The sequence below is a fragment of the Burkholderia sp. Bp8992 genome (genome assembly GCF_003853705.1).
Lineage (GTDB): Bacteria > Pseudomonadota > Gammaproteobacteria > Burkholderiales > Burkholderiaceae > Burkholderia.
In genome coordinates this window covers 1-15,043 of record NZ_QTQI01000045.1, presented here as the reverse complement: position 1 = coordinate 15,043, position 15,043 = coordinate 1, and the positions used below count along the sequence as shown (strand labels likewise).

19 protein-coding genes and 1 pseudogene are annotated in these 15,043 nt (G+C 63.1%); 18 read left to right on the top strand and 2 right to left on the bottom strand.

The window, feature by feature from the left end; genetic code table 11:
- The first annotated feature begins 4 nt into the window (after positions 1-4).
- From rplF to dsbD, 15 genes are all read left to right on the top strand, one after another.
- Positions 5-535, top strand: coding sequence for a 50S ribosomal protein L6 (rplF, locus tag DIE03_RS36355; protein WP_006477184.1), 531 nt, complete (start codon positions 5-7; stop codon positions 533-535).
- Between the two features lie 12 nt (positions 536-547).
- The gene (gene rplR / locus DIE03_RS36350; RefSeq protein ID WP_006477183.1) at positions 548-913 is read left to right on the top strand and encodes a 50S ribosomal protein L18; all 366 of its coding nucleotides are present in this window, start codon (positions 548-550) and stop codon (positions 911-913) included.
- 14 nt (positions 914-927) lie between these two features.
- Entirely contained in the window at positions 928-1,446 is a 519-nt protein-coding gene (gene rpsE, locus DIE03_RS36345; protein WP_006752931.1) for a 30S ribosomal protein S5, read from the top strand.
- A 15-nt stretch (positions 1,447-1,461) separates the two neighbouring features.
- The gene (rpmD, locus tag DIE03_RS36340; protein ID WP_006400644.1) at positions 1,462-1,644 is read left to right on the top strand and encodes a 50S ribosomal protein L30; all 183 of its coding nucleotides are present in this window, start codon (positions 1,462-1,464) and stop codon (positions 1,642-1,644) included.
- A gap of 26 nt (positions 1,645-1,670) precedes the next feature.
- Positions 1,671-2,105: a 50S ribosomal protein L15 gene (rplO, locus tag DIE03_RS36335; RefSeq protein ID WP_006482880.1), complete on the top strand. Its 435-nt coding sequence runs from the start codon at positions 1,671-1,673 to the stop codon at positions 2,103-2,105.
- A gap of 42 nt (positions 2,106-2,147) precedes the next feature.
- Positions 2,148-3,497 carry a preprotein translocase subunit SecY gene (secY, locus tag DIE03_RS36330; protein WP_006482915.1) on the top strand — a complete coding sequence of 450 codons (1,350 nt, stop codon included), beginning with the start codon at positions 2,148-2,150 and terminating at the stop codon, positions 3,495-3,497.
- A gap of 7 nt (positions 3,498-3,504) precedes the next feature.
- Positions 3,505-3,723, top strand: coding sequence for a translation initiation factor IF-1 (gene infA / locus DIE03_RS36325; RefSeq protein ID WP_004521905.1), 219 nt, complete (start codon positions 3,505-3,507; stop codon positions 3,721-3,723).
- A 20-nt stretch (positions 3,724-3,743) separates the two neighbouring features.
- A complete protein-coding gene (rpmJ, locus tag DIE03_RS36320) occupies positions 3,744-3,860 on the top strand; it encodes a 50S ribosomal protein L36 (RefSeq protein ID WP_004199844.1) in 117 nt (38 codons plus the stop codon).
- 38 nt (positions 3,861-3,898) lie between these two features.
- On the top strand, positions 3,899-4,264 hold the full coding sequence (rpsM, locus tag DIE03_RS36315; RefSeq protein ID WP_006477178.1) for a 30S ribosomal protein S13: 366 nt from the start codon (positions 3,899-3,901) through the stop codon (positions 4,262-4,264).
- A 28-nt stretch (positions 4,265-4,292) separates the two neighbouring features.
- Positions 4,293-4,694 carry a 30S ribosomal protein S11 gene (gene rpsK / locus DIE03_RS36310; protein WP_004197937.1) on the top strand — a complete coding sequence of 134 codons (402 nt, stop codon included), beginning with the start codon at positions 4,293-4,295 and terminating at the stop codon, positions 4,692-4,694.
- A gap of 154 nt (positions 4,695-4,848) precedes the next feature.
- Positions 4,849-5,472: a 30S ribosomal protein S4 gene (gene rpsD, locus DIE03_RS36305; protein WP_047899585.1), complete on the top strand. Its 624-nt coding sequence runs from the start codon at positions 4,849-4,851 to the stop codon at positions 5,470-5,472.
- A 124-nt stretch (positions 5,473-5,596) separates the two neighbouring features.
- A complete protein-coding gene (locus DIE03_RS36300) occupies positions 5,597-6,574 on the top strand; it encodes a DNA-directed RNA polymerase subunit alpha (protein ID WP_006477176.1) in 978 nt (325 codons plus the stop codon).
- 138 nt (positions 6,575-6,712) lie between these two features.
- Positions 6,713-7,108 carry a 50S ribosomal protein L17 gene (gene rplQ, locus DIE03_RS36295; protein ID WP_006477175.1) on the top strand — a complete coding sequence of 132 codons (396 nt, stop codon included), beginning with the start codon at positions 6,713-6,715 and terminating at the stop codon, positions 7,106-7,108.
- Positions 7,109-7,309: 201 nt separating this feature from the next.
- Positions 7,310-7,636 carry a divalent-cation tolerance protein CutA gene (cutA, locus tag DIE03_RS36290; RefSeq protein ID WP_034189858.1) on the top strand — a complete coding sequence of 109 codons (327 nt, stop codon included), beginning with the start codon at positions 7,310-7,312 and terminating at the stop codon, positions 7,634-7,636.
- The gene (gene dsbD / locus DIE03_RS36285; RefSeq protein ID WP_124456898.1) at positions 7,629-9,482 is read left to right on the top strand and encodes a protein-disulfide reductase DsbD; all 1,854 of its coding nucleotides are present in this window, start codon (positions 7,629-7,631) and stop codon (positions 9,480-9,482) included. The genes cutA and dsbD overlap by 8 nt, the downstream gene beginning before the upstream one ends.
- Positions 9,483-9,587: 105 nt before the next feature.
- Here the strand turns inward: dsbD and hemB are convergent, their stop codons facing one another.
- Positions 9,588-10,586, bottom strand: a complete 999-nt coding sequence (hemB, locus tag DIE03_RS36280) for a porphobilinogen synthase (protein WP_124456897.1) — start codon at positions 10,584-10,586, stop codon at positions 9,588-9,590.
- Between the two features lie 252 nt (positions 10,587-10,838).
- Positions 10,839-11,498, bottom strand: a complete 660-nt coding sequence (gene yihA / locus DIE03_RS36275) for a ribosome biogenesis GTP-binding protein YihA/YsxC (RefSeq protein ID WP_069746522.1) — start codon at positions 11,496-11,498, stop codon at positions 10,839-10,841.
- A 214-nt stretch (positions 11,499-11,712) separates the two neighbouring features.
- On the opposite strand from yihA, the gene DIE03_RS36270 reads away from it, so the two are divergent.
- The 3 genes and pseudogenes from DIE03_RS36270 to DIE03_RS36260 form a co-directional block, all read left to right on the top strand.
- Positions 11,713-12,366 (top strand): cytochrome c, encoded by a 654-nt coding sequence (locus tag DIE03_RS36270; protein WP_124456896.1) that lies wholly within the window; start codon positions 11,713-11,715, stop codon positions 12,364-12,366.
- A 216-nt stretch (positions 12,367-12,582) separates the two neighbouring features.
- Positions 12,583-14,799, top strand: a complete 2,217-nt coding sequence (locus DIE03_RS36265; protein ID WP_124456895.1) for a cytochrome c biogenesis protein ResB — start codon at positions 12,583-12,585, stop codon at positions 14,797-14,799.
- Between the two features lie 4 nt (positions 14,800-14,803).
- Positions 14,804-15,043: pseudogene (locus tag DIE03_RS36260) on the top strand (c-type cytochrome biogenesis protein CcsB); the annotation flags it as partial.

The following is a 15,043-nucleotide window of genomic DNA, read 5'->3' as shown; positions in this document are numbered from 1 at the left end:
AAACATGTCTCGAGTAGGTAAGAGCCCGATCGCGCTGCAAGGCGCGGAAGTCAAGCTGGCCGACGGTGCTATCACCGTCAAGGGTCCGCTGGGCACCATCACGCAAGCGATCAATCCGCTCGTGAACGTGGCGAACAACGACGGCACGCTGAATCTGTCGCCGGTCGACGAAAGCCGCGAAGCAAATGCACTGTCGGGCACGATGCGCGCGATCATCGCGAATGCCGTGCACGGCGTGACCAAGGGTTTCGAGCGCAAGCTGACGCTGGTTGGCGTCGGTTACCGTGCGCAAGCGCAAGGCGACAAGCTGAATCTGTCGCTGGGTTTCTCGCACCCGGTGGTGCACCAGATGCCGGAAGGCGTCAAGGCTGAAACCCCGACGCAAACCGAAATCGTGATCAAGGGGATCAACAAGCAACAAGTCGGTCAAGTGGCTGCGGAAGTCCGCGGTTACCGTCCGCCGGAGCCCTACAAGGGCAAGGGCGTGCGCTATGCCGACGAGGTTGTGATCCTCAAAGAAACGAAGAAGAAGTAAGGGTGCGCAATCATGGATAAGACTCAATCTCGCCTGCGCCGCGCTCGCCAGACGCGTATCAAGATCGCTGAGCTGCAGGTCGCGCGTCTCGCCGTGCATCGCACGAACACGCACATCTACGCTCAAGTGTTCTCGCCGTGCGGCACCAAGGTGCTCGCTAGCGCATCGACGCTCGAGGCAGAAGTGCGCGCAGAACTGGCCGACAAGTCGGGCAAGGGCGGCAACGTCAATGCCGCGACGCTGATCGGCAAGCGTATTGCCGAAAAGGCAAAGGCTGCCGGCATCGAATCCGTCGCCTTCGACCGCTCGGGCTTCCGCTACCACGGCCGCGTCAAGGCGCTGGCTGAGGCAGCTCGCGAAGCTGGGCTCAAGTTCTAAGGAAGGAATTCGTCATGGCAAAGATGCAAGCGAAAGTTCAGGCTGACGAGCGCGACGACGGCCTTCGTGAAAAGATGATTTCGGTCAATCGCGTGACCAAGGTCGTGAAGGGTGGCCGTATTCTCGGCTTCGCCGCACTGACCGTGGTTGGCGACGGTGATGGCCGCATCGGTATGGGCAAGGGCAAGGCGAAGGAAGTGCCGGTCGCTGTCCAGAAGGCAATGGAACAAGCTCGCCGCAACATGTTCAAGGTGCCGCTCAAGAACGGCACGCTGCAACACGAAGTGCACGGCAAGCACGGCGCATCCGCTGTCCTCCTCGCTCCGGCGAAGGCAGGTACGGGCGTGATCGCTGGCGGCCCGATGCGCGCAGTGTTCGACGTGATGGGCGTTCAGAACGTCGTGGCAAAGAGCCACGGTTCGACGAACCCGTACAACCTCGTTCGCGCCACGCTGGACGGCCTGCGCAAGCAGTCCACCCCGGCAGACATCGCGGCGAAGCGCGGCAAGTCCGTCGAAGATATTTTGGGCTAAGCCCGGGTGGTCACCATGTCTGAAAAAACTGTCAAGGTTCAGCTCGTTAAGAGCCTGATCGGGACCCGCGAATCGCACCGCGCGACCGTGCGTGGCCTGGGCCTGCGCCGACTCAACTCGGTCAGCGAGCTCCAGGACACGCCGGCGGTCCGCGGCATGATCAACAAGGTCTCGTACCTCGTTAAGGTCATCGCGTAAGCGGCCCTACGGATCAAGGAGTTGATATGGAATTGAATAACCTGAAGCCGGCCGCTGGCGCCAAGCACGCCAAGCGTCGCGTCGGTCGTGGCATCGGTTCGGGCCTCGGCAAGACGGCTGGCCGTGGTCACAAGGGTCAGAAATCGCGTTCGGGCGGCTTCCACAAAGTCGGTTTCGAAGGCGGTCAGATGCCGCTGCAACGTCGTCTGCCGAAGCGCGGCTTCACGTCGCTGACGAAGGAATTCGTCGGTGAAGTGCGCCTGGGCGACCTCGAGAAGCTGCCGGTCGACGAGATCGATCTGCTCGCACTGAAGCAAGCCGGCCTGGTCGGCGAGCTGACGAAGAGCGCAAAGATCATCGCGACGGGCGAACTGAAGCGCAAGATCGTCGTGAAGGGTCTCGGTGCCACCAAGGGTGCGCGCGCTGCGATCGAAGCGGCTGGCGGTTCGTTCGCCGAGTGACACGCGTAGCGCGTCGTCACTTGCATTCATCGGAGAAGGTACTTGGCTAACAGCCCGAGTCTTGCAAAACCCGGTCGAAGCACGGCGAAATTCGGCGATCTGCGCCGGCGAGCGATGTTCCTGCTCCTGGCGCTGATCGTCTATCGCATCGGCGCGCACATTCCCGTGCCGGGCATCGATCCGGATCAACTGGCTAAGCTGTTCCAGAGCCAGGCGGGCGGCATCCTGGGCATGTTCAACATGTTCTCGGGTGGCGCGCTTTCCCGCTTCACGATCTTTGCGCTGGGGATCATGCCGTACATCTCGGCGTCGATCATCATGCAGTTGCTGGCGATCGTATCGCCGCAACTCGAGGCGCTGAAGAAGGAAGGGCAGGCAGGGCAACGGAAGATCACGCAGTACACGCGGTATTTCACCGTGGTGCTCGCGACCTTCCAGGCGTTCGGTATCGCGGCTGCGCTGGAAAACCAGCCTGGCCTCGTCACCGATCCCGGCATGCTGTTCCGTCTGACGACGGTCGTGACGCTGGTTACCGGTACGATGTTCCTGATGTGGCTCGGCGAGCAGATTACCGAGCGTGGTCTGGGCAACGGTATCTCGATCATCATCTTCGGCGGGATCGCAGCAGGGTTCCCGAATGCCGTGGGTGGGTTGTTCGAGCTGGTGCGTACGGGTTCGATGAGCATCATTTCGGCGATCATCATCGTCGTCCTGATTGCCGCGGTGACTTACCTGGTCGTGTTCATCGAACGCGGTCAGCGCAAGATCCTCGTGAACTACGCGAAACGCCAGGTCGGCAACAAGATCTACGGTGGGCAGTCTTCGCATCTGCCGTTGAAGTTGAACATGTCGGGCGTGATTCCGCCGATCTTTGCATCGTCGATCATTCTGTTCCCGGCAACGATTCTCGGCTGGTTCAGTACCGGTCAGCCGACGGGAAGCTGGATTTCCAATACGTTGCATAACGTAGCGGAAGCGCTGAAGCCGGGCCAGCCGGTCTATGTGCTGCTGTACACGCTGGCGATCGTGTTTTTCTGCTTCTTCTACACCGCACTGGTGTTCAACAGCAGGGAAACCGCGGACAACCTGAAGAAGAGCGGCGCGTTTGTTCCGGGCATCCGTCCGGGCGATCAGACCGCACGATATATCGACCGCATCCTCACGCGTCTGACGCTGGCCGGTGCGATCTACATCGTCTTCGTGTGTCTGCTGCCGGAATTTCTGGTGCTGCGCTGGAACGTGCCGTTTTATTTTGGTGGAACGTCGCTGCTGATCATTGTCGTCGTCACGATGGACTTTATGGCGCAGGTGCAGTCGTACGTTATGTCGCAACAGTATGAGTCACTGCTCAAGAAGGCAAACTTCAAGGGCGGCAACATCCCGATGCGTTGAAAGGACTATGGCCAAAGACGATGTAATCCAGATGCAGGGCGAGGTGATTGAAAACCTCCCGAATGCGACCTTCCGTGTGAAGCTGGAAAACGGCCATGTCGTGTTGGGGCATATTTCCGGAAAGATGCGGATGCACTACATCCGCATCCTGCCGGGCGACAAGGTGACGGTTGAGTTGACGCCTTACGATCTGTCTCGTGCGCGGATCGTGTTCCGGGCGAAGTGATTTGAAAAAAGGGTATTATCATGAAAGTGATGGCATCGGTTAAGCGCATTTGCCGCAATTGCAAGATCATCAAGCGCAAAGGCGTCGTTCGCGTGATCTGCAGCTCGGATCCGCGCCACAAGCAGCGCCAAGGCTGACCGCGCGTTTGTTTGCGCTTTTTGTTTGAGGAAAAACAATGGCTCGTATCGCAGGGGTTAACATCCCGAATCACCAGCACACCGAGATTGGCCTGACGGCTATCTTTGGTGTCGGCCGCACCCGTTCGCGCAGCATCTGCGTGGCAGCTGGCGTCGATTTTTCGAAGAAGGTCAAGGATCTGACCGACGCAGACCTGGAAAAGCTGCGTGAAGAAGTGGGCAAGTTTGTCGTCGAAGGCGATCTGCGCCGTGAAGTGACGATGAACATCAAGCGCCTGATGGACCTCGGTTGCTACCGTGGCGTCCGTCATCGCAAGGGCCTGCCGATGCGCGGTCAGCGTACGCGTACGAACGCACGTACCCGTAAGGGTCCGCGTCGTGCAGCGCAAGCGCTGAAGAAGTAAGCGGAACTGACAGTTACAGGAAAACGTAATGGCTAAGGCTTCGAATACCGCGGCGCAACGCGTTCGCAAAAAGGTTAAGAAGAACGTCGCTGAAGGCGTGGTTCACGTTCACGCGTCGTTCAACAACACGATCATCACGATCACCGATCGCCAAGGCAACGCGCTGGCATGGGCGACGTCGGGCGGTCAGGGCTTCAAGGGCTCGCGCAAATCGACGCCGTTCGCTGCCCAGGTCGCAGCCGAGTCGGCTGGCCGCGTCGCGATGGAATACGGTGTGAAGAATCTGGAAGTGCGGATCAAGGGCCCGGGCCCGGGTCGTGAGTCGGCAGTGCGCGCACTGCACGGCCTCGGCATCAAGATCACCGCGATTTCGGACGTCACCCCGATTCCGCACAACGGCTGCCGCCCGCCGAAGCGTCGTCGTATCTAAGGATGTGCTGGCACGTTCGTGCTAGCGCATTGCCTGTCGCCGCTCAGCGTCGACGGGCGTTGCTTTTTTGATTGACTAAGCCCACCGTTCGCCCCAAAGGGAGCGGACTAGCGCGGATTTCGATCCGCGTGACTGATTGATAAAGGAATGCAAAGTGGCACGTTATATCGGCCCCAAAGCCAAGCTGTCCCGCCGTGAAGGCACCGACCTGTTCCTGAAGAGCGCACGCCGCTCGCTCGCCGACAAGTGCAAGCTCGACAGCAAGCCGGGTCAGCACGGCCGTACCTCGGGCGCACGTACGTCCGACTACGGTACGCAGCTGCGTGAAAAGCAGAAGGTCAAGCGCATCTACGGCGTGCTGGAGCGTCAGTTCCGCCGCTACTTCGCCGAAGCCGATCGCCGCAAGGGCAACACGGGTGAAAACCTGCTGCAACTGCTCGAGTCGCGCCTCGACAACGTCGTGTATCGCATGGGCTTCGGCTCGACCCGCGCTGAAGCGCGTCAGCTGGTGAGCCACAAGTCGATCACCGTGAACGGCGTCGTCGCAAACGTCCCGTCGCAGCAAGTGAAGGCAGGTGACGTCGTCGCGATCCGCGAAAAGGCGAAGAAGCAAGCGCGTATCGTCGAAGCGCTGTCGCTGGCCGAGCAAGGCGGCATGCCGAGCTGGGTTGCAGTCGATGCGAAGAAGTTCGAAGGCACGTTCAAGCAAATGCCGGAACGCGTCGAGATCGCAGGCGACATCAACGAAAGCCTGATCGTCGAATTGTATTCGCGTTAATCCGATTGACGGCCGAGGTACCCCGATTGCGTTGCGCAAGGAGGGGCCTCGGCTGTTTATTTTCTGGTTGTTACCGGTCAGCCTTATCGGTGTAACGAGCCGAGGGTATTGAAAAGGAAAGCCCATGCAAACCAGTTTGCTGAAACCCAAGATCATCGCCGTGGAATCGCTGGGCGAGAACCACGCGAGGGTGGTCATGGAACCGTTCGAACGCGGTTACGGCCATACCTTGGGCAATGCGCTTCGCCGCGTGCTGCTGTCGTCGATGGTTGGCTACGCGCCGACCGAAGTCACGATCGCAGGCGTGGTGCACGAGTACTCGACGCTGGATGGCGTGCAGGAAGACGTCGTCAACCTGCTGCTGAACCTGAAGGGCGTGGTGTTCAAGCTGCATAACCGTGACGAAGTGACGGTTACGCTGCGCAAGGAAGGTGAAGGCGTTGTCACGGCCGGCGATATCGAGCTGGCCCACGATTGCGAAGTCATCAACCCGAATCACGTGATTGCGCACCTGTCGAAGGGCGGTAAGCTCGACGTTCAGATCAAGATCGAAAAGGGTCGCGGCTATGTGCCCGGCAACGTCCGTCGCTACGGCGAAGACACGGCCAAGATCATCGGCCGCATCGTCCTCGACGCATCGTTCTCGCCGGTTCGCCGCGTGAGCTACGCTGTCGAAAGCGCACGTGTCGAGCAGCGTACCGACCTCGACAAGCTCGTGATGAACATCGAGACGAGCGGTGTGATCACGCCGGAAGAAGCGATCCGTCAATCGGCCCGCATCCTGGTCGACCAGCTGTCCGTGTTCGCGGCGCTGGAAGGCACGGAAACGGCAGCCGAAGCGCCGTCGCGTGCTCCGCAGATCGACCCGATCCTGCTGCGTCCGGTGGACGATCTCGAACTGACGGTTCGTTCGGCGAACTGCCTGAAGGCCGAGAACATCTACTACATCGGCGACCTGATCCAGCGCACGGAAAACGAGCTGCTGAAGACGCCGAACCTCGGTCGCAAGTCGCTCAACGAGATCAAGGAAGTGCTCGCTTCGCGCGGTCTCACGCTGGGCATGAAGCTCGAGAACTGGCCGCCGGCTGGTCTCGACAAGTAAGCCCGGTTGTTGCTGTAGTTGGCAAAGATGCGGATTTTCCTTTAAAATCCGCATCTTGCTTTTTTTCGTTACCGGCCCGTGCACCCTCTGAGGTGCGATAGAAGAGCTGGACCAAAACTTTGAATCAAGGAAACTGAAATGCGCCATCGTCATGGTCTGCGGAAACTGAACCGCACGAGCAGCCACCGTCTGGCTATGCTCCGTAACATGTCCAACTCGCTGATCGAGCACGAAGTCATCAAGACGACGCTGCCGAAGGCGAAGGAACTCCGTAAAGTCGTCGAGCCGCTGATCACGCTCGGCAAGAAGCCGTCGCTGGCAAACCGTCGCCTGGCGTTCAACCGCCTGCGCGATCGTGACTCGGTCGCGAAGCTGTTCGACGTCCTCGGTCCGCGTTTCGCGAACCGTCCGGGCGGCTACCTGCGCGTGCTGAAGTTCGGCTTCCGCGTGGGCGACAACGCACCGATGGCACTGGTCGAACTGCTCGACCGTCCGGAAGTCGACGAAACGGAAAACGTGCAAGAAGCCGAGTAAGCTTCCGGTACGCTGCAGTATCTGAAAAGGGCCGAGCGATTGCTTGGCCCTTTTTGTTTTTGAGATGCCGGCTGCGATCGATTGTCGCAGGCCGGCGCCGGCAGCATTGCGCGGGCTGCGCTACGATACGGGCAGCCGGTGTGATCCGAGGATAGGCAATCCGCGCCGGCAGGAGCCGCCAGACCAGCCAGGAGGGCGCGGATGATAGTGGTGCTGATGCTGACGACGGTGCCTGATGCGGCGACGGCCGCGGCGCTGTCCGACGGTGCGCTCGACGCGCGGCTGGCCGCGTGCGTGTCCGAGCTCGGTGCGATCAAGTCGCGTTATCACTGGCAGGGCAAGGTCGAAACGGCCGACGAGATCCAGTTGCTGTTCAAGACGAGCCCCGTGCGGGCGCTCGAACTGGAGCGATTTATTCTCGCGCATCATCCGTACGAGACGCCCGAAATCGTCTCGTGGCAAACGACGGCATCCGCCGCGTACGGCCAGTGGGTGACCAGCGAAACTCAACGTCTATTTCATGTTTAACGGTATGGCGCTTTCCGTGCGCGTGCGCGCGCTGCGGTTCCTTGCAGTCCTGGTGTCGTTCGCGGTCATGCTGCTGGGCGGCCTGTCGGTCGCGCGCGCGGCCGACGATTTCCTCGATCCGTCGGTCGCGTTCAAATTCAGCGCGAGCGAATCGCCGGGACAGGTGGACGTTCGCTTCAAGGTCGCCAACGGCTACTACATGTACCGCGAGCGGTTCGCGTTCGCGGTGAAGAGCGGGCAGGCGACGCTCGGCGAACCGCAATTCCCGGCCGGTCACGTGAAGTTCGACCAGACGTTCCAGAAGAACGTCGAGACCTATCGCGACGAAGTCATCATCCACGTGCCGGTGAAGCAGGCGGCCGGGCCGTTCGAGCTCGCGGTGACGTCGCAGGGGTGCGCGGACGAAGGGATCTGCTATCCGCCGGCCGAGCACGTGATGAAGGTCGACGGCGCCGCGCTCGGCGCCGCAACGTCGTCCGGCGGCGACATGGCAGCCGCGGGCAGCTGGTTCGACAAGGTCACGAGCGCCGATTTCGCGCAGTCGCTGCTCGAAGGGCACGGCTTCTTCACGATCATCGCGCTGTATTTCGTCGCGGGCGTCGTGCTGAGCCTCCTGCCCTGCTCGTACCCGATGATTCCGATCGTGTCCGCGATCATCATCGGCCAGGGCACGCGCGCGACCCATGCACGCGGTTTCGCACTGTCGCTGACCTATGTGGTCGGCATGGCGCTCGTCTACACGGTGCTCGGCATCGCCGCGGCGCTGGTCGGCCAGAGCCTCGGCGCGTGGCTGCAGAACCCGTGGGTGCTCGGCGCGTTCGGCGTGCTGCTGACTGCGTTCGCGGTGTCGCTGATCTCAGGCAAGGACATCGCGTTGCCGGCACGCTGGCAAAACGGCGCGGCCGAAGCATCGAGCACGCGCCAGGGCGGCCACTTCGTCGCGGTCGCGGCGATGGGTGCGTTGTCCGCGCTGGTCGTCGGCGCATGCATGACGGCGCCGCTGTTCGCGGTGCTCGCCTTCATCGCGCATACCGGCAATGCACTGCTCGGCGGTGCGGCGCTATTCGCAATGGGGTTGGGGCTCGGCGTACCGCTGCTGGTCGTCGGCGTCGGTGCCGGGACAGTCCTGCCGCGCGCAGGCGCATGGATGGACGGCGTGAAGGTGTTCTTCGGCATCGTGCTGCTTGCGGCCGCGCTGTGGATCGTGTGGCCGGTGCTGGCGGGCGGCCTGAAGATGGTGCTCGCCGCACTGTGGCTGCTGATCGCCGCCGCGGCGCTCGGCCTGTTCACGCCGAATGCCGGCGCCGCTTCGATCTGGCGCCGCCTGGGCCGAGGCGTGGGTGCCGCGCTCGCGATCTGGGCCGCGACACTGCTCGTCGGCCTGGCTGCCGGCTCGACGGATCCCGTGAAGCCGCTGGCCGTGCTGGCCGCGCGCACGGTGGCCGCCGGCGGGGCTGGGACGGCCGGTGCAGCCGGCGCGCAGGACGGCCCTGCGTTTGCAGCGGTGCGCTCGAGCGGTGAGCTCGACACGCTGCTGAAGACGTCGGGCCAGCCCGTGATGCTCGATTTCTACGCCGACTGGTGTGTGAGCTGCAAGGAGATGGAGCATCTGACGTTCACCGATGCCCGTGTGCAGGCGCGCCTCGCGAAGCTTCACCTCGTGCGCGCGGACGTCACGGCGAACAATCCGGACGACCAGGCGCTGCTCAAGCGCTTCAACCTGTTCGGGCCGCCGGGCATCATCTTCTTCGATCGCAGCGGCAACGAGATCGGGCGCGTCGTCGGCTACCAGGCGGCCGAGACGTTCCTGCGCAGCCTCGATCGCGCTGCCGTCCCGACGGTATGAGCTGACGAAGGCCCGGGGCTAGACGACCCCGATCGGCGGTAAACGTAAAAACGGCGGAACACCGAGGTGTCCCGCCGTTTTGCGTTCGAGCCTGCCGGCGCGCGATCAGCGCTGCGCTTTCAGCAGGCGCGCGGCGTCGAGCGCGAAGTACGTGAGCACGCCGTCGGCGCCCGCCCGCTTGAACGCGAGCAGCGATTCGAGCACGACCTTGTCGTGGTCGAGCCAGCCGTTCATCGCAGCGGCCTTCAGCATCGCGTATTCGCCGCTGACCTGGTACACGTAGGTCGGGAAGCGGAATTCGTCCTTCACGCGGCGCACGATGTCGAGATACGGCATGCCGGGCTTGACCATCACCATGTCGGCGCCTTCGTCGATGTCGAGGCGCACTTCGCGCAGCGCTTCGTCGCTGTTCGCCGGGTCCATCTGGTAGGTCATCTTGTTGCCCTTGCCCAGGTTGGATGCCGAGCCGACCGCGTCACGGAACGGACCGTAGAATGCCGACGCGAACTTCGCCGAGTAGGCCATGATCCGCGTGTGGATGTGGCCGTCGCTTTCCAGCATTTCTCGAATCGCGCCGATACGGCCGTCCATCATGTCCGACGGCGCGACGATGTCGACGCCGGCTTCTGCCTGCGCGCGCGCCTGATCGATCAGGATCTCGATCGTGTCGTCGTTGATCACGTAGCCGTTCTCGTCGAGCACGCCGTCCTGGCCGTGGCTCGTGTACGGATCGAGTGCGACGTCGGTCAGCACGCCGAGCTCGGGGAAGCGCTTCTTCAGCTCGCGCACCGCGCGCGGAATCAGGCCTTCCGGATTGGCTGCCTCGCGGCCGTCGGGCGTCTTCACCGACGGGTCGATCGCCGGGAACAGCGACAGCACGGGCACGCCGAGTTCGACGCATTGTTCGGCGACGTGCATCAGCAGATCGACCGATACGCGCTCGACGCCGGGCATCGACGGCACCGGCTGCCGCTGGTTGGTGCCTTCGACGACGAACACCGGATAGATCAGGTCGTCGGTGGTCAGGCGGTTTTCGCGCATCAGGCGGCGGGAGAAGTCGTCGCGGCGCATCCGGCGCGGACGATGAAGCGGATGGAAGCTCATGGCGATTTGGCAGAAATCAGGGCGGTAAGACCTTACGGAACCCTTAGGTGATTTTTGGGAGCGTTGGTATATGATAGCGATCGAGCGGCACGCCTCGCGTGCAACTCCCCGCTTCTCCTCCCTGAGCGGGTGCCTGTCGTTTTTCGATTAGGCTGTTTGACCCGCCGTTCAACGGCGGGTTTTTTTATGAGCCGGCCGAATCCGCAGGCGCCGTCAGGTGCGCGCCGCCGATCCCGGCCGCGCGTTGCCCGATCATTGTGCTACAGGCTCGCTTTTTTCGTCGGCGACCGACGGCCGCAGCCAGCTCTCGATCAGCTCGTGCGCTTCATCCAGCCCCGTGCGCTTCAGCGCGGAGAACAACTGGACCGTCAGCTTTCCCTGGACGCCTTGGTCGCGATACGCATCGAGCCCCTTTTGCGTGGTCCGCAGCGCATTGATGCTTTCCTGGCGCGTCAATTTGTCGCACTTGGTCAGCAGGGTATGGATCGGCTTGCCGGTCGGCGCGAACCACTCGATCATGCGGCGATCGAGATCGGTCAGCGGACGGCGTGAATCCATCATCAGGATCAGGCCGCAGAGCTGCGAACGCGTCGCGAGGTAGGACGACAGCAGCATCTCCCAGTGCGCCTTGGCGGCGCCGGGCACTTCCGCGTAGCCGTAGCCGGGCAGGTCGACGAGGTTCGCGACGGGCTCGGCGGCCGGGCCGACGGAGAAGTAGTTGATGTGCTGCGTGCGGCCGGGCGTCTTCGACGCGAAGGCCAGCCGCTTCTGGTTGCACAGCACGTTGATCGCCGTCGACTTGCCGGCATTCGAGCGGCCCGCGAACGCGATTTCCGGCTGGACCGTCGGCGGCAGGTCGCGCAGATGGTTGACGGTCGTGTAGAAGCGGGCTTGATGGAGCAGAAAGGCCATGGGAACCGGAAGGACGGGCGGCGCGAGCCGCTTGGTGGAGGCGGGGTAGCCCCGATAGGCGCGGGAGCTTTCAACACGATATTGTACAATACGGCGGTTTTACCGAAGGCCACGCGGCGCCTGCCTCGCGCTTTTATGTGGCTTCTGCGGTAGACTGGTCGCCGTCGTTTTTTGCAGAACCTCAAATTCCCACAAGACGAAACAGGGTGTGCGAATGAATCGACTGTGCAAGTCTCTGATGGTGCTTCAGGTTGCAGCAGGGTTCGTAGGTTTCGTAGCGGAGGCAAACGCGGCGGATGCGGCAAAGCCGGATCTCGATCGCGGCAAGGCGATTGCCGGGCAGGTCTGCGCGTCGTGTCACGGCGCCGACGGCAATAGCGCGTCGGGCAGTTTCCCGAAGCTGGCCGGCCAGCATCCCGAATATCTGGTCAAGCAGTTGAACGACTTCAAGGCGCAGCCGGGCGCGAAGGGGCCGGTGCGCAACAACGCGGTGATGGTCGGATTCGCGAGCGCGCTGAGCGCGGACGACATGCGCAACGTCGCCGCGTACTACGGGTCGCAGACGACGAAGCTCGGTACCGCACGCGAAGCGGCGACCGTGCCGGTCGGCCAGAAGATCTATCGCGGCGGCATCGCGGAGAAGGGCGTCCCTGCCTGCGCGAGCTGCCACGGGCCGACGGGCCAGGGGATGCCGGTCCAGTATCCGCGTCTGTCGGGGCAGTGGGCCGATTACACGGTCGCGCAGTTGACCGCGTTCCAGCAGGGTGCCGGCGCGCGCAACAACAACGAGGCGATGCATCAGATCGCCACGCGCCTGTCGGACAACGAGATCAAGGCCGTCGCGGATTACATCGCGGGCCTGCGTTGACCAACCGGTCGCGAATGGCATGACCGGTCGCCCCAAGGGCGGCCGGAGTCAGAACAAGAAAAGGGTGGGGCGCCGCACCGTTGCGGCCGCCTTGCCCTTTTTTGTTGGCACTCGCCGGGGCGAGCCGGGATGAAGAGGCTTGCAGGCGATGGGGGGCTGCGCCCCCCGAACGAATATAGTGAGTGCGGGGGCTGTTTCCCCTTAGTCGGAGTTTGAATGAGCGTTACCACGTCGGGGTTGCAGTCGAAGTCGGGTCAGGGTGCGTCGAAGCGCGCGGTCGAGCTGCTGAGCTCGATGCGCTTCGCCATTGCGCTGCTGGTAGTGCTGTCGATCGCGAGCATCATCGGCACGGTCCTGACCCAGGACGATCCGTATCCGAACTACGTGAACCAGTTCGGGCCGTTCTGGGCGGACATCTTCCGCTCGCTCAGCCTGTACACCGTGTACAGCGCGTGGTGGTTCATGCTGATCCTGATCTTCCTCGTCGTGTCGATCTCGCTGTGCGTGATCCGCAACGCGCCGAAGATGCTCGCCGATGCGAAGAGCTGGAAGGACAAAGTCCGCGAAGGCAGCCTGCGCGCGTTCCATCACAAGGCCGAGTACGCGGCTTCCGGCACGCGTGCGACCGTCGCGGCGACGCTCGCCGCGTTCGTCACCAAGGCCGGCTACAAGCACGTCGTGCGAGAAACCGACGGCGCGACGCTGATCTCCGCGAAGCGCGGCGCGATGACCAAGTGGGGCTACATCTCCGCCCACCTCGCGATCGTCGTGATCTGTATCGGCGGCCTGCTCGACAGCAACCTGCCGATCAAATTCCAGATGTGGATGTTCGGCAAGAGCCCGGTCAACACGAGCGCGACGATCAGCGAGATCTCGCCCGACCATCGCCTGTCCGCGTCGAACCCGACGTTCCGCGGCTACGCGTGGGTGCCCGAAGGCCAGTTCGTGTCGACCGCGATCCTGAACCAGCCGAGCGGCTCGCTGATCCAGGACCTGCCGTTCTCGATCCAGCTCGACAAGTTCATCGTCGACTACTACACGACGGGCATGCCGAAGCTGTTCGCGAGCGACATCGTCGTGATCGATCGCGAGACCGGCAGGAAGATCCCGGCGCGCGTCGAGGTCAACAAGCCGTTCACGTACAAGGGCGTGTCGATCTACCAGTCGAGCTTCCAGGACGGCGGCTCGCAGATGCAGATGACGGCCTACCCGATGACGGGCGGTAATGCGACGACCGTCCCCGTGAAGGGCACGATCGGCAGTTCGGCGCCGCTGCAGGTGCCGGGCGCCGACGGCGACACGATCGAGTTCTCCGATTTCCGTGCGATCAACGTCGAGAACATGGCCGACGCGAACGGCAAGCCGGACGTGCGCGGCGTCGCGACGACGAGCTCGCTGAAGGAAGCGTTCGACGAGCGGCTCGGCTCGGGCGCGAAGACGTCGAAGCCGACGCAGCTCCACAACATCGGCCCGTCGGTGCAGTACAAGATCCGCGGCAAGGACGGCCAGGCGCGCGAATTCAACAACTACATGCTGCCCGTCGACATGAACGGCGAGCGTGTGTTCCTCGCCGGCGTGCGCGCGAGTCCGAACGATCCGTTCCGCTACATGCGGATCCCGGCCGACAGCCAGGATTCGATCGGCGAATGGATGCGCCTGCGCGCCGCGCTGCAGGATCCGGCCGTACGCGTCGAGGCCGCCGCGCGCTTCGCGCAGCGTTCGCTGCCGGGCACCGACGCGTCGCTGCGCCCCCGCCTGCAGGCCAGTGCATCGAAGGTGCTGACCCTTTTTGCCGCGAGCGACGACAGCGTCGGCCGCGGCGCCGACGGCCAGCCGGTCGGCGGCTTCCAGGCGGTGGCGACGTTCATCGACCGCTCGGTGCCGAAGGCCGAGCAGGAGAAGGCGGCGAGCCTGCTGCTGCGCATGCTCGAAGGCTCGATGTGGGAAGTCTGGCAGATCGCGCGCGAGCGCGCCGGTGAGCCGGCCGCCCAGCAGGGCGCCGAAACGATCCGCTTCGTGCAGAACGCGATCAATGCGCTATCCGACAGCTTTTTGTATGGATCGCCGGTCTATTTGCAGCTTGACTCCTTCAAGCAGGTGCAAGCTTCGGTATTTCAGTTGACGCGCGCGCCCGGCAAGAATCTGGTGTATCTTGGCAGCCTGCTGCTGGTCGCCGGCATCTTCTCGATGTTCTACGTGCGCGAGCGGCGCCTCTGGTTCTGGCTGAAGGACGCCGGTTCGGGCGTCAATGTGGTGATGGCAATGTCCACGGCCCGCAAGACCTTCGATTTCGAGAAAGAATTCGTGCAGACGCGCGACGCGGCCGGCGTCGCCTTGCGCGCCGCACCTCGCGACGCCGCACCCGCAGGTGCGGCTTCGACGGCCCGCCCGCCTGCCGGCAGCGGTTCCGATTCCGAGAATTCCACCCGGTAACATCATGGATCTCACGCAAGTTTCCTCTTCCCGTGCGGCGTCGGCCCAGGCGCCGGTTTCGTCGCCGTTGTTCGACGAGCGTCCGTTCCTCGCGCGCCTGTCGCTGTTCGACTGGCTGTTCGCACTGGCGCTCGTGGCGGGCGCGGGCTACGCGCTCGTGCACTACCACGCGCACATGGATTACTACGACAAGGCGGTGATGATCGGCACCGTGCCGGCGCTCGTCGCGCTCGGCTGGCGCTGG

Excerpts from the sequence above, each read along its gene's own strand:
- rplF (WP_006477184.1), top strand. The coding sequence starts at position 5 with ATGTCTCGAGTAGGTAAGAGCCCGATCGCGCTGCAAGGCGCGGAAGTC.
- rplR (WP_006477183.1), top strand. The coding sequence starts at position 548 with ATGGATAAGACTCAATCTCGCCTGCGCCGCGCTCGCCAGACGCGTATC.
- rpsE (WP_006752931.1), top strand. The coding sequence starts at position 928 with ATGGCAAAGATGCAAGCGAAAGTTCAGGCTGACGAGCGCGACGACGGC.
- rpmD (WP_006400644.1), top strand. The coding sequence starts at position 1,462 with ATGTCTGAAAAAACTGTCAAGGTTCAGCTCGTTAAGAGCCTGATCGGG.
- rplO (WP_006482880.1), top strand. The coding sequence starts at position 1,671 with ATGGAATTGAATAACCTGAAGCCGGCCGCTGGCGCCAAGCACGCCAAG.
- infA (WP_004521905.1), top strand. The coding sequence starts at position 3,505 with ATGGCCAAAGACGATGTAATCCAGATGCAGGGCGAGGTGATTGAAAAC.
- rpmJ (WP_004199844.1), top strand. The coding sequence starts at position 3,744 with ATGAAAGTGATGGCATCGGTTAAGCGCATTTGCCGCAATTGCAAGATC.
- rpsM (WP_006477178.1), top strand. The coding sequence starts at position 3,899 with ATGGCTCGTATCGCAGGGGTTAACATCCCGAATCACCAGCACACCGAG.
- rpsK (WP_004197937.1), top strand. The coding sequence starts at position 4,293 with ATGGCTAAGGCTTCGAATACCGCGGCGCAACGCGTTCGCAAAAAGGTT.
- DIE03_RS36300 (WP_006477176.1), top strand. The coding sequence starts at position 5,597 with ATGCAAACCAGTTTGCTGAAACCCAAGATCATCGCCGTGGAATCGCTG.
- rplQ (WP_006477175.1), top strand. The coding sequence starts at position 6,713 with ATGCGCCATCGTCATGGTCTGCGGAAACTGAACCGCACGAGCAGCCAC.
- cutA (WP_034189858.1), top strand. The coding sequence starts at position 7,310 with ATGATAGTGGTGCTGATGCTGACGACGGTGCCTGATGCGGCGACGGCC.
- dsbD (WP_124456898.1), top strand. The coding sequence starts at position 7,629 with ATGTTTAACGGTATGGCGCTTTCCGTGCGCGTGCGCGCGCTGCGGTTC.
- hemB (WP_124456897.1), bottom strand. The coding sequence starts at position 10,586 with ATGAGCTTCCATCCGCTTCATCGTCCGCGCCGGATGCGCCGCGACGAC.
- yihA (WP_069746522.1), bottom strand. The coding sequence starts at position 11,498 with ATGGCCTTTCTGCTCCATCAAGCCCGCTTCTACACGACCGTCAACCAT.
- DIE03_RS36270 (WP_124456896.1), top strand. The coding sequence starts at position 11,713 with ATGAATCGACTGTGCAAGTCTCTGATGGTGCTTCAGGTTGCAGCAGGG.
- DIE03_RS36265 (WP_124456895.1), top strand. The coding sequence starts at position 12,583 with ATGAGCGTTACCACGTCGGGGTTGCAGTCGAAGTCGGGTCAGGGTGCG.